Source organism: Cellvibrio sp. ATLC23, assembly GCF_057196725.1.
Genome location: NZ_JBXUOS010000004.1, coordinates 26,204 through 38,554 on the forward strand (window position 1 = coordinate 26,204; position 12,351 = coordinate 38,554).

Sequence of the window (12,351 nt, forward strand, 5' to 3'; positions counted from 1 at the left end):
CCCTATACCATTAAAGGCTGCCGATAGCGCCTTAAAATAATTTATAAGTTATTGATTTATATAAATATAAATGTGTGCTTCGCATTCTGGCCGGAAAGCTGCAACAGTTCAGTGACTACTATTGAATGTCTCTCGAAAACGAGGATAGGAGCACAAGATGAAAGTAATACTGGGTTTACTGTTGCTAATGAGCTGGAGCTTAAGCCCAACTCTGGGTGCAGCTCAAAACACCATTAAAGGGTTGAAGTTTATTGAAACAGCGGATGGACACCAATCGAAAAGTACCCGTGAAGTGGTGCAGTGGACTCACTCGCGCATGGTGTTTAACAAGCCGTTAGAGCGAGTCGCAGTCGGTCAGGATGCCATACTTCAAGTAGAAGTATTGAACGGCAATGAAGTGTTGGCGCTGGCTAAAAAAGTCGGGCGCACCAGCATTATGGTCTGGTACAGCGATAAAACCTCAGAGACTTTTTTGTTTAGTGTGGTGGAAGATTTAAGTGTGTTGCGCCGCGCCTTGGTCGACATTCACCCTGCGGTGCGTTTGACCTTAGCGCCGGACCGGGAAGCATTAATTCTGCGCGGTCGAGTGCCGACCATAAAATATCGCCTCGCGGCAGAGGCCGCGGCGCGTCACTATTTAGACGCTGGCCAAGGTTCGCTTAATGCAGGTGTCATGCTGCAAACCCAAGCTGATATACCCACTAATCTGAGTAGCGCCTTGGCTGCGCTTAATGCGAACCCGCTGTTGCGGTTGAAGCAAGATAAGCGCGCAGGATCGGCTAAACGCGGGTCAAGCGCAGCCATTATCAATTTGATTCAAGTTGAGCAGTTGCCCTTGGATCTCACTGAAAAGGTGCGTAAAGCCATTAAAAATCTGGGTGGCCAATCGGTCACGGTGAGCCGTATTCAGCTGGGCGATATGCCTAGCGATGAAGTAGATACCTTGCTCTTGGGCGGGCAGGTAGAAACTCAGGTGGATTTGGTGCGGGTGTTGAATTTGGCCGCGCGTTTGTTTACCGGCGACTATGTGGATGCGAGCAAAAACACCGGTATGAACATTCTCGCTAATGAATCCGGTGGCTTGCTCGCCGGCGCTCAAAAGACGCGCGCGGCGAATCAAGCTGGTTTTGGGCAGCAAACGCAGAGCGGCGGTTTAAGCGGTAATAATCTGCGCAGTAATATCGGCCGCGCCAAGCTCCTGTCACTGGCCGGTGGCAGGCTCCTATCTACGATTGAAGTGCGCGATTTGCCCCAGGTGCGCGTTGCAGTGCAGATGTATGAGGTTAATCGTCGCAGCTTAAAACAGTGGCGCCCTGACTTTTCAGTAGTCACCAAGGGCTATGACAAAAGCGGCGGTATTTTTGGATTGGAGGGCGCCAATTCTCGCGCTGTGGGTGCCAGCCAGGTTGAAAATGCCATGCAAGTGCTGGGCGGTGCACTGGTCAATAATTTTCAGGTAGGTACAAGTGAGGTCGCCTTTGACTTGCTCTTTTCAATGCTAGAGCAGGCAGGTATTTCGCGCACCTTGTCGCGTCCGAATCTTACGGTGTTAGCCGGTGAGTCGGCAGTGTTTCGCGCCGGGGGCGAAGTACCAATTCCCACCGCCTATGCCGCCAGCGGTGTGACCAGTGATGCGGGCGGTGCTGCAGGGGTATTTAGTGGCACCCAGTTTAAATCCTTTGGGGTGCAGCTTGAGGTGCGTGCGATGGTGGATGAAAACGACCGTATCACCCTCGACCTGAGCCCTACGATCTCTATGCCGGACACATTGCTAACCCAACAGATTGCGGGCAGCACCGGGGCGGCGCTGAATTCGGCGGCGTTTAATGTGCGCAGCCTGAATACCTCTACCCGTTTGCGCGATGGTCAGCCGCTCATTATTGGTGGTTTAGTGAGCCGCGATACCAGTGACAACCGCGACTTTGTACCGGGCGCCAATCGCGTCCCACTCTTAGGCAAGCTAGCCGAGTCCAGCAGTGATTCCGACAATGAACGCGAGCTGATCATCATAGTGACACCCACTCTGGTACGTGAAGCTCGCCACGAGTTGGCCCTTTGGCAATTTCCATCGACCAGTCAGCTAATGCACTCCCAGCGCACCCGGACGCAACTAGCACGCTAATTCTTATTCAACTTATCGAGGTATATCGCCATGAACTTTCCGGTTGTTAGATATAGTCAAACTCTGCTGTCTTTTTGCATCTTATCCAGCGTTTTATTGATCACTGGCTGTGCCAATCAAGGGGCAAAAGACAGCTATGACCCCATGGGCAAACTGACCCAAACCCTAGCTGAGTATCAGGTGACAGAGGGCGAATTGAATTGTCATACGGCTCAGCAAGCCAGAGTAGATTGCGAGGGTTTGGCCAGTGCTTTGGCTGCCTTGAATTTGCAGTATCCCAACAATCAACGCATCGCCTTGAACGGCGCTATGGTGTACTTCGAACTGGGGCGTTATAACGATAGCCAGCTGCTTCTGGATCAATTGCTGGCGCAGCCTTACGCAAATGCAGAGGCTGCGGTATTGCGCAGTCAATTGGCGCTGATGGAGGGAAACTTTACCCTGGCCCGCAGTGTTATCCAGCGGCAGCTAGAGTGGGTGCCCGATCACCCTGAACTCTACGCCGCTCAAGCCGCTAGCTATTATCTGGAAGGGCGCTATGAGAAAGCGCGCGGTGCGCTGCGCGCTGCAGATCGTTTAGGCTTGGCCAGTTGGCGCACGAGTTATCACTTAGGTTTACTTTATGAGGCGCAGCAACAATGGCCCATGGCCTGCAGCCATTACACCAAGGTGCTGCAGCAGCAGCCCAATCACCGCGCGGCGGTGGGGCGCCTGTTGTTTTTAAGTGAACACAGCGAGTGTCGGGTACCACCTGCTGCGCGGCGCTTTGGTTAACCCTGCGGCCAGTGCTGCAAGCTAGTTAAAGCCTCCCTCTGCGGAGGCTTTTTTTATGGGCGAAGGGTATTTGGCTGCGCTGGTGGTGCGCACTCGCTGAGTCATTACCCAATGTTTGGATGCCAAGTTAACTACTTGGCTTGAACCCGCAACGGTTGTTAATGCTCGCGAGATTCAAATGGATTTTGCGCTTCGGAATTGCGTTGCAATTTGCAATTCATTCTGCTTTTGACGCCAATTCACAAGAGAGTATTAGCTCAGTACCAATCAATAAATGGTTTTTAGGTTAATCATAAGCTATTGATTATTAAAGAAAATAATAATTCATGTGAACTGCATCAAGTTTTTGGCACAGGCTTCGCAATAACTAACTCAGAGAGCGCAAACAGCAGACTTGCCAAGCGAATCTCTCTGTTAAGCCAAGTGTTAAATCCTAATGAACTATCCAATTAATTGATGAGGTAACAACTATGAAAACTTTCCCAAAAGCACAGCAAGCCAATCGTAAACAAGGCGGTTTCGTGATGACCTCTGAGTTGATCCTGCTCTCTACCACTCTGGTTGTGGGTTTGGTGATTGGCCTTACTACCATGCGCGATGCAGTGACATCGGAAATGGAAGATGTGGCTGAGGCAATTGGTTCACTCGATCAAAGCTACGCCTTTGACGGCATGATCAACGCCGAAGGCACTGCCGAGATCAGCGGTTCAGGCTTTATCGATGCGATTGATGTCAACAGCGGCGATGGCAAAACCTATGAATTTGTCGCTACCGACTTTCTTGAATCAGCTGCTGCGATTGGTACTGCTAGCACTGCAGGCGCATCGCCAAGTGGTAGTGATGGTAGTTTGAATTAGTGAGTTGGCACTAGCTGGTCGCGCGGCACAGGGTGCGCGGCCAGGGCGTGCGCTTACAGCAAGTCTTGTTTTAACTCAGTGGGGTGAACTATGAAACGTAAACTTAAAGGTGGAGCCACAGCAGCCATTGTGTTGTTTGTAACCTCGGGGATGCTGGCATCCCTATTGGGTCTGCGCCAATTTGATCGTTTGAACAGTGCGCCTACCTGGGTTGTTAATGCCGATATCACCTCGGGCGAGGTTATCCGTCCCGCGCATTTGAGCCAGCAACCACGGGATAAAGACTTTAGCTCAGGGAGTTTGCAAAACCCACGCGAGTTGATTGGTAAGCAGCTCGTCGTCAACAAAAAATCGGGCGATACGCTTAAGTCACATGAGTTAACAACACCTGTAAGAAAGACCCTGTCTCAGAGCGTTCCTGAGGGACGAGTGTTATTTACCCTGCGCCAACCCCAGGGTGGAATTCCTTATTCGCAACTGCATCGCGGTGATCGATTAGATGTAGTGGTACGTGGTCGCAGCGGTGTACGCACTGTCGCACGCGACATTCAGTTGATGGGCGTACTGCGTTCAGCGAGTGCCGCCCAACCCACAAAAGGAAAGGGTGTGATGAATTTATTAAAGCCTGGCAGCACTGCGAGTGGAGCGGGTTCAGGCAAGGTTTCTCTGGTCATGGCCGTACGCCCTGGCGATGTCTATCCGCTCGTCAGTATTGGTGAGCGGGAGTCAGTTGCGCTGGTCTTACACAGTGCCCATGACGTTGCCAAAGGTCTGACCCAAATAGTCGGCCCAATTAAAACCCATCGCGTAGTCGAAGTAGTCTCCGGGTTACAGCGTCACTCCATCAGCATTAAGCGTTAGCGACAGGTTATTGCGGCCTGTACATCACAATCTCCTATAGAGGTGCAGATTATGTTCGCCATTGACAGTTACTCCCCAATAAAACCCAGTCTGAGCGAGGTATCAAACTATACCTTTGAGCAACTACGGCAGCTGCGCCAGACCTTGCATAATCGTTTAATCGATAATTTAGAAGATGACAGCGTGCAGTCGCTTGGCAACGACATTGAGCTCACGGCTCGCCTTGAAGGCTTGATGGATGAATTGGTGTTATCAGAGCGCACCAAGTTAACCGCGGCAGAGCGCAAACGTCTGGCGCGCGAGGTGATAGAAGAGCTTAAAGGTATGGGGCCTATAGCCGAGTTGATGCTAGACGCTAGCATCACCGATATTTTGATTAATGGCCCCAGCGAAATATGGATCGACAAGCAGGGCGCTTTAACCAAAACCCCCCTGTCGTTTGATGACGATGCGCATTTGCGTCGTTTTTTAGAGCGTATTGTGGGGGCGCAAGGGCGGCAGTTGGATGCACGTCAGCCGATGGTGGATGCGCGCCTTCCTGATGGTAGCCGGCTGCATGCGGTGATTCCCCCATTGTGTGCGCTGGGGCCTGTGGTTTCTATTCGTCGCTTCCACAATGAGCGAGTGGATTCATCCATGCTGACTCAATCAGGTTTTATCAGCGTTGAGATGCTGCGCTTTTTAGAAATTGCGGTTACGGCCGGTATCAATATTGTTATTGCCGGCAGTGCCGGCTCGGGCAAAACCAGTTTACTCAATGTGATCTCTGGTTTTATTCCCGCCACTGAGCGAGTGGTTACCGTAGAAGAAACCGCCGAGCTACGTCTAAAGCATCCCCATGTGATTCCGCTGGAGGCACGCAACGTCAATAGTGAAGGTGCCGGTGCTGTATCCCTGCGCGATTTGGTGCGCACAGCACTGCGGATGCGCGCCGATCGCATTATTGTCGGCGAGGTGCGCGGGGAGGAGGTCTTGGACATGCTGCAGGCCATGAATGTGGGTCATGATGGCAGCCTGACTACCTTGCATGCTAACAGCCCACACGATGTTATCAGCCGCTTGGAGACCTTGGCGCAAATGGGCGAAAGCGCGATCTGCCGTGAAAGTATTGAGCAAATGATTACCTCCTCAGTTCAGTTAATTGTGCAGGTCATGCGCTTTCGCGACGGCAGTCGCCGTGTGGTGAGCATTAGCGAATTGGCCACCACCCAAGCGCGTTACGAAGTGCGTGAACTATTTCACTTTAAATCTGCAGGTGTAGATGCAGAACAGCGTATTCAGGGCTCTCATGCGGCTAATGGCAATGCCAGCTTTCTCACCGAACAAGTCGAGGCGAAAGGCTTCGATGCGCAAACCTTTGCGCGTTTGGCTCATGGTGAAAGCTAATGAAATGGTTAGAGTTGGGAGTCTTGGGTATTTGCTGCCTGTGCATGCTCTATGTTGTCTGGCATTGGTTAATTGCCCCATGGCTGAGTGATCAAGAAGAGCAGCACACCGACGCCCGCCTATTTGAATCACCCAAAACCTCAACCCTGGAGCGCTGGCTCCAGACCTTGGGGATTAGTCTGGCACCCTGGATGTTTGTCGTGGGTGTGCTGATGATCGCGGCCTTGGCATTCAGCCTTATGTTGACAGCCTTTCCTCGTCATCTTCCTGTCGCTTTTATTGCGTCACTGGGCGTAATACTCCTGTGTTTTTATGGTCTCGCTGATTTGGCGGCTTGGCGCTTGCGTCGCGTGGAAGTCGCCTTGGTCGATGCATTAGATACCATGCGTGCCAGTTTGCATGCCGGTTTGCCCGCGCGTCAGGCATTACAAACCGCTGCCCAGTCGGTACAGCAACCGCTGAAAGATGAGCTTAATGAGGTGCTGGCGCGTTTGGATCTAGGCTATAGCGCGGAGCGTGCGCTAGCGCGTTTGGCCAGCCGTTACAACACCGAAGGAACGCGTCTATTTGCGCAGGTGTTGATTGCGCGCCACCAAACCGGTAGCGATTTAGCCGCTATGCTTACCTCAGTGGCGCAGCTTATGCAGGAGCGCATTCGTCAGCGCATGACCATTGTCGGGCAGTTGTCGGGTACGCGCTACGCGGCCATTTTTTCAGGTTTGCTTCCCTATGCGGTGGTTCCGCTATTTTTATGGCAGGAGCCAGACTGGTTTCATGCGCTACTCAATCACCCCATGGGTGCCAGCTATCTTGCCGGCGCGCTCTTAATGCAAATACTGGGATTTTTGTGGTTGCGCAAAATTCTGAGGGTTAATGCATGAACAGTCCCATCTGGTTTGACCTGTTGCTGTTGCTGCTATTTGTCATCTCGGTAGCCATTTTTTTTCTACTGCAAACCGGGCGCTTGGATAGCACTGAGCAAGACGCAGATAGCCTGGCGCAAAATGCAACTAGTCCAATAATAAAACCTACCGGCTTGGCAAATTGGTCGCTTTATCCACGGCAGTTGGTGCGTCAATCGGGCTTACCTATTTTAAAAAGCCGAGTGCTCTATTGGGCCTTAAAATTTACCAGCGCTGTCTTGGCTGTGCTCTTAATGCTTGAACTACCAGAGCAATCATTACCTCCCGCACTCATCCTTGGGGCAATCGCTTTAGCTTTTTTTGGCACGGATTTCTGGTTGCTTTTACGTCGGCAGAACCGTCGCGCAAAAATTGAAAACTCGCTCGAATTTTTTGTCAGTTTGATTATTGTCTACCTTAATTCGGGCTTTAACTTAACCGGCGCTTTTCGCCACGCGGCGCAATATGGCTTGCAGCCAGATAACCCACTGGGAATGGAAGTGATGTTGATGGCGCGCGAATTGGAATCCGGGCGTGAACGCCAAACCGCGTTTGCTGACTTGGCAGCACGTACTGGCGTTAAGGGCTTGGCGCGTTTGGCCAGCATCATTCAAGTGGGGGTAGGTATAGGCGCGCCAGTCTCCGATGGTTTGCGCTCTCATTTGGAAGTACTGCAGTTGCAGCGCCGTCAGCAAGACACGGCGCGAGTTAATCGCAAGTCGCTGGAGACCATGGTGCCCATGTTGTTGGTGTGTTTTCCCATGTTTTTAGTCTTGGTGTTTTTCCCCGCCGCAATCCAAATTTTAGAGGTGCTCCAGCTGCTGGGCGAAAGTCTGTAAGCGGTTATGGCATTTTAAAATTCACCCATCAGGAGCCTTAGCTATGAAGGCAGTCACCCGGTCGGACTTGAGCCGTTGTTACCCTCAGCACCAGCAGGGTTTTGTGCTCACCTTGGAGTTGATTTTAATTACCACCATCTTACTGTTGGGGTCTATTGTCGGCATTGTGGCTATTCGCGATGCCTTGATTAAACATAAATTTAATCAAGGTACGAGTGAAATGTTGGTGAGTGATGGCAATAATCGGGTGCTGGGCAAAGTACTGGGTTTTGATGAGCACGAGGCGCCGCTAATTCCCTATGTGGATCGCAGTTTGCCGCCGTTGGCGCCCGATCCTGCCCATCGCAATTATCGCGCGCTGATTGGTATTCGCGATGACCGCTTTACCAGCCGCGAACCGCTTTATTACGAGGGCCCCAATTGTGCGGGCGACCCCTGTATTAAAGTGGCCAGCGATGAAGTAAGCGATAGCCGCGGTACCGATGGTATTCGTGCTACCGGCGCGGTGAGTTATATCTATGCCTTACAGGGCGGGCCAACCTATGGCATAGGTCGCTCTGCCGACGGTATACGCGGTGATTTGTTTCGCTCGACCCCCGCAGCTTGCCCCATAGCTCCAGCCTCAATTCAATCTCGTTATCTATCCCAAAAAGTTGTCAACGGCAGCCCTTGCGAAGCGTTCTCTCTCAGTGCGGAAGACGCTGATACCAGTTGTTTGGTCAGTGTTAACCCGGGTTCTATTCCTGCACCGCTACAGCCAGAGGAAACAGCCGTAAGCTGTGCGAGCTGCCCCAGCGGTTTTGAGTCCCAGGGCGACGTGCTCGATCGCTATCAAAAAGATGTTAAAAAGTCTGCCAAGGATGCGTTAAGTATCCTCGGGCTCAATAAAGTCAATATCACCCTGGGCGATATATGCTGCCCGGAGGGAAGCCAATTGAGCGAAGAGAGCGATTTGGCCAGTGCGCTGACCTATGCCGCTATCGACGAGGCTTTGACACAAGTCGGCGTTGATCTCTCGTCCAATTCGGCGGCGATAGAAACCTTGGCTGTGATTGGCATAACGCCGGGCCCTATTCAGTGTTCTGCTAGTATTAGTCTACGTGCGGCTGAGCCGGTTCTGGATCCCAATGATCCGGCCCGAAATACGCTGGATCAATTCGTCGCACCCTTCAAACTCAATTTACCGCCTACGCAATCTAATGCGGATGATCAATGGGTTTATATTCCGCCCGATGGTGAAGGCAATTAGGGATAGAACTATGAAAGTAGCCCAGCCCACAGCTAATGAAACGCAACGTTTAGCCGCATTGCTGGCCTTGGAGTTGTTGGATACACCCGCAGAGGAGCGCTTTGATCATATTACCCGCTTTGTACAGGCTTACTTTTCCGTTCCCATAGCGCTCATCAGTTTGGTGGATAAAAATCGGCAATGGTTTAAATCCAAGCAGGGTTTAGATGTTTGTGAAACCGATCGCGCCAGTTCTTTTTGTGGTCATGCAATTCAAAATGACGAAGTCTTTGTGGTAGAAAACGCCTTGTTGGATGAGCGTTTTGCCGATAATCCATTAGTGGTAGACGGTCCGCGCATTCGTTTTTATGCCGGTTACCCGCTCACCACTGGCGATGGCTTACACATTGGCACTCTGTGCATCATCGATACCGAGCCGCGTGCGTTTGATCAGCAGGCCAGAAATCATTTGCGCGATTTTGGTTTTATGGTTGAAGCCCAAATTCGGCAGCGCAGCGATGAGCTGGCTTTGAATAAAACATCTCCCATGGGCGGCATCATAAGCCGCTGGGCCAATGGATATGGTGTTAAAGACCGGCGCCTTGTTGCCCTAGGCCTGGTCGTAACTACTCTGGCATTGATGTTGGGCTTGGCATGGTTATTTGAGCATCCAACCGAGACAGGGTTGTTTGGGGGCGCGCACTATGGTCTTTTTGCTCTAGTAGGCTTGCTGCTCTCGGGAATCATTTATTTTTTATTGTGCCTGCCCGAGCACTTGCGCCGCCATCTGCAGGCTTCACACACAGCACAAATACGCAGCGAGATGCGCTTTCACGATGCGATAGAAGCGCTCACCGATGGCTTTGTAATTTTCGATGCCCAGCGGCGCCTGGTGTTATACAACGACAACTTTCTTAAACTCTATAAGCCGCTAACCCCAGCCATGAAGCTGGGTGTCACTTATGAAGCCTTGCGCGAATATGCGCGTGCAACTGGCTTTATCCAAACCCCTGCTCCCGGGGAGCTTGATACCCCACCTCCACGTGTAGGCACCCGCGATGTGCAGTTGGCCGATGGCCGCTGGCACCGTATTGTCGAGCGCCCCATGCACGACGGCGGCACTGTGGGGTTTCACAGTGACATTACCGATTTAAAAAACAGAGAACAGGAACTGCGCGCGGCCACGCAGCTGGCAGAAACAGCGAATCGCGCTAAAACCCAATTTTTAGCCAATGTAAGCCATGAGGTGCGCACACCTCTGAATGCTATTCTCGGTTTGATGGAAGTCATTTTGGAGGATCAGACGCTACAATCACAGCAGCGCTTTTATATGAGTACTGTGCAAGAGTCAGCGGATTGTTTGCTGAAAATTTTGAACGACATTCTCGATGCCAGCAAAATGGAAGCGGGAATGCTCAACCTCAAGTTGGCCCCGTTTGATCTACAGGCAACCTTGTTGGCCGTTGCCCAGCTAATGGCCAAAAGCGCGGAGTGCAAAGGCCTGACGCTAGTTACCGAATTCTCACCCGCTACTCAGACTTGGTTGGTGGGTGACGCTGGCCGAATTCGCCAGGTGTTAGTCAATTTGATATCTAATGCCGTTAAGTTTACCGAGGCGGGCAGTGTTACTCTGCGTGCCAGTTGCCGCCCACAAACGGCACAGCAAGTGGTCCTGTGTGTCGAGGTAATAGATACGGGTATAGGGATTAAACCTGAGGCGATTGCCGATTTATTTAAGCCTTTTACCCAGATTGAATCTAATTGCCAAAAGAGTCATGACGGTACCGGCTTGGGCTTGTCGATTTGTGCGCATTTGGTGGAATTAATGGATGGCGAAATCGAGCTAGAGAGCGAGCAGGGAAAAGGCAGCCACGTACGTTTACTGCTACCACTAAGGGTCCAAGCCCCTGAGACCGAACCACAGCCATTAGTGAGCCAAGAGCAAAACAACCAGCGCCCTTTACGTATTTTGCTGGCAGATGATGGCGAGGCCAATCAGGTGGTGATTCGCGCTATGTTGAGTGATACCCCCCATCAATTGGATACCGCTAACGATGGCAGTGAAGCGTTAGACGCCATGGGTAAGGCTGACTATGATCTCATTTTAATGGACATCTATATGCCCACAATGGATGGTGTTACGGCAGCTCAACGGATTCGTGAAACTCACAGCACCCCTATAGTTGCTATCACGGCGAATGCCATGGAGGGAGATCGCGATCGCTTTATTGCCGCCGGTATGAATGCATATCTTGCCAAGCCCCTCGACAAACAGCAGCTGCTCACCACTATTGCACGGCTTACCGCCTAGCATTCTCGTTTTAAACGGCATTTTGAATGTCTGTTAACTTGCATTGCAAATTGCATTGCAAATTGCGAATCGTTCTGCGGGGTTTAGGTGCCACCCAATCGTTCCATAAAAAATCTATTAATAACAGAGAGTTAGCGAGAGTTTTTTGGGGTTGTGTGATTGGCGTACAACTTGCGTTAACAGAGTTGTCGCTTTCACATTACGCACTATGGAGCAACCCATGAACAGTTTTCAGCAGCAGGTAGTGGTAGAAGATATAGATGAATCCCATTGGAAGGGATTGAGTGAGATTATCGATCAGGCCTTAAAACATCAGCATTTCAGCATGGTCTATCAGCCGTTGTTATCGCTGGAAACCAGTAAGGTTGTAGGCTTTGAGGCGCTTACCCGCTGCCAGTCCCCCGAGTTTGGTTTTATCTCTCCTGAGCATTTCATTCCCCATGCCGAGCAGTCTGGTCGCATTATTGAACTGGGCGACTGGATATTTCAGCAAACCCTGCTGGACTTAAAACGGATGCAGCAAAACGGCCTTGAAGGCATTTGTATGTCGATTAATGTATCGCCCGTACAAATTGCGTCGAGCGATGTGTTTGAGCGCTTAATGTCGCTTATCGACCAGCTGGAGATCGATCCATCTTGTGTCAAAGTCGAATTAACCGAAACGGCGCTTATTCACAATCCGCAAGCCATAGCCCGCGTATTTGATGCCTTTAAACAAGAGGGTGTGCAGGTTTGGGTCGATGATTTTGGTACTGGTTTCGCTTCATTGAGCTTACTGCGCAAATTCAGTATTGATGGGTTAAAAATCGATAAAAGTTTTGTCGATGGCATAGCGACTAACAATGATGACTTCACTCTTTGCAGCGCCATTATTGCAATGGCCCAGCGCTTGGGGTTGCACATAGTGGCGGAGGGAGTAGAAGACGAGACTCAACTGCAAATCCTCAATCAGCTAGGCTGTAATCTGGTGCAGGGATATTTACTGGGTCGTCCTGCTACTTTAGAGAAAAACCTGCAGCTCTGGGCGATGAACGCATTACGTCGCAGAGTCAATTCTTAAAGGGAGCCTAA

Annotated in this window: 10 protein-coding genes; all 10 read left to right on the plus strand. The window is 51.2% G+C overall.

The features are described from left to right. The first annotated feature begins 157 nt into the window (after positions 1 to 157). The 10 genes from AC2CG4_RS07880 to AC2CG4_RS07925 all read left to right on the plus strand — a co-directional run bounded on the left by AC2CG4_RS07880 (position 158) and on the right by AC2CG4_RS07925 (position 12,340). Positions 158 to 2,122 (plus strand): pilus assembly protein N-terminal domain-containing protein, encoded by a 1,965-nt coding sequence (locus AC2CG4_RS07880; protein ID WP_484485733.1) that lies wholly within the window; start codon positions 158 to 160, stop codon positions 2,120 to 2,122. Positions 2,123 to 2,152: 30 nt separating this feature from the next. Next, the gene (locus AC2CG4_RS07885; RefSeq protein WP_484485734.1) at positions 2,153 to 2,896 is read left to right on the plus strand and encodes a tetratricopeptide repeat protein; all 744 of its coding nucleotides are present in this window, start codon (positions 2,153 to 2,155) and stop codon (positions 2,894 to 2,896) included. A gap of 470 nt (positions 2,897 to 3,366) precedes the next feature. Next, entirely contained in the window at positions 3,367 to 3,753 is a 387-nt protein-coding gene (locus AC2CG4_RS07890) for a hypothetical protein (RefSeq protein ID WP_484485735.1), read from the plus strand. Between the two features lie 90 nt (positions 3,754 to 3,843). Beyond that, a complete protein-coding gene (locus tag AC2CG4_RS07895; RefSeq protein WP_484485736.1) occupies positions 3,844 to 4,614 on the plus strand; it encodes a CpaB family protein in 771 nt (256 codons plus the stop codon). A gap of 51 nt (positions 4,615 to 4,665) precedes the next feature. Continuing rightward, positions 4,666 to 6,000 carry a TadA family conjugal transfer-associated ATPase gene (locus tag AC2CG4_RS07900; RefSeq protein ID WP_484485737.1) on the plus strand — a complete coding sequence of 445 codons (1,335 nt, stop codon included), beginning with the start codon at positions 4,666 to 4,668 and terminating at the stop codon, positions 5,998 to 6,000. Further along, positions 6,000 to 6,881 (plus strand): type II secretion system F family protein, encoded by an 882-nt coding sequence (locus tag AC2CG4_RS07905; protein ID WP_484485738.1) that lies wholly within the window; start codon positions 6,000 to 6,002, stop codon positions 6,879 to 6,881. The genes AC2CG4_RS07900 and AC2CG4_RS07905 overlap by 1 nt, the downstream gene beginning before the upstream one ends. Next, positions 6,878 to 7,741, plus strand: coding sequence for a type II secretion system F family protein (locus AC2CG4_RS07910; protein ID WP_484485739.1), 864 nt, complete (start codon positions 6,878 to 6,880; stop codon positions 7,739 to 7,741). Before AC2CG4_RS07905 ends, AC2CG4_RS07910 begins: the two co-directional genes overlap by 4 nt. Before the next feature lie 43 nt (positions 7,742 to 7,784). Next, positions 7,785 to 8,990, plus strand: a complete 1,206-nt coding sequence (locus AC2CG4_RS07915) for a hypothetical protein (protein ID WP_484485740.1) — start codon at positions 7,785 to 7,787, stop codon at positions 8,988 to 8,990. A 10-nt stretch (positions 8,991 to 9,000) separates the two neighbouring features. After that, positions 9,001 to 11,280 carry an ATP-binding protein gene (locus AC2CG4_RS07920; RefSeq protein WP_484485741.1) on the plus strand — a complete coding sequence of 760 codons (2,280 nt, stop codon included), beginning with the start codon at positions 9,001 to 9,003 and terminating at the stop codon, positions 11,278 to 11,280. A 220-nt stretch (positions 11,281 to 11,500) separates the two neighbouring features. After that, complete coding sequence (locus tag AC2CG4_RS07925) at positions 11,501 to 12,340, plus strand: putative bifunctional diguanylate cyclase/phosphodiesterase (RefSeq protein WP_484485742.1); 840 nt, start codon at positions 11,501 to 11,503, stop codon at positions 12,338 to 12,340. Positions 12,341 to 12,351: the final 11 nt, after the last annotated feature.

Coding starts and splice junctions, on each gene's coding strand:
- AC2CG4_RS07905 (WP_484485738.1), top strand. CDS start 6,000: ATGAAATGGTTAGAGTTGGGAGTCTTGGGTATTTGCTGCCTGTGCATG.
- AC2CG4_RS07900 (WP_484485737.1), top strand. CDS start 4,666: ATGTTCGCCATTGACAGTTACTCCCCAATAAAACCCAGTCTGAGCGAG.
- AC2CG4_RS07895 (WP_484485736.1), top strand. CDS start 3,844: ATGAAACGTAAACTTAAAGGTGGAGCCACAGCAGCCATTGTGTTGTTT.
- AC2CG4_RS07890 (WP_484485735.1), top strand. CDS start 3,367: ATGAAAACTTTCCCAAAAGCACAGCAAGCCAATCGTAAACAAGGCGGT.
- AC2CG4_RS07885 (WP_484485734.1), top strand. CDS start 2,153: ATGAACTTTCCGGTTGTTAGATATAGTCAAACTCTGCTGTCTTTTTGC.
- AC2CG4_RS07920 (WP_484485741.1), top strand. CDS start 9,001: ATGAAAGTAGCCCAGCCCACAGCTAATGAAACGCAACGTTTAGCCGCA.
- AC2CG4_RS07910 (WP_484485739.1), top strand. CDS start 6,878: ATGAACAGTCCCATCTGGTTTGACCTGTTGCTGTTGCTGCTATTTGTC.
- AC2CG4_RS07925 (WP_484485742.1), top strand. CDS start 11,501: ATGAACAGTTTTCAGCAGCAGGTAGTGGTAGAAGATATAGATGAATCC.
- AC2CG4_RS07915 (WP_484485740.1), top strand. CDS start 7,785: ATGAAGGCAGTCACCCGGTCGGACTTGAGCCGTTGTTACCCTCAGCAC.
- AC2CG4_RS07880 (WP_484485733.1), top strand. CDS start 158: ATGAAAGTAATACTGGGTTTACTGTTGCTAATGAGCTGGAGCTTAAGC.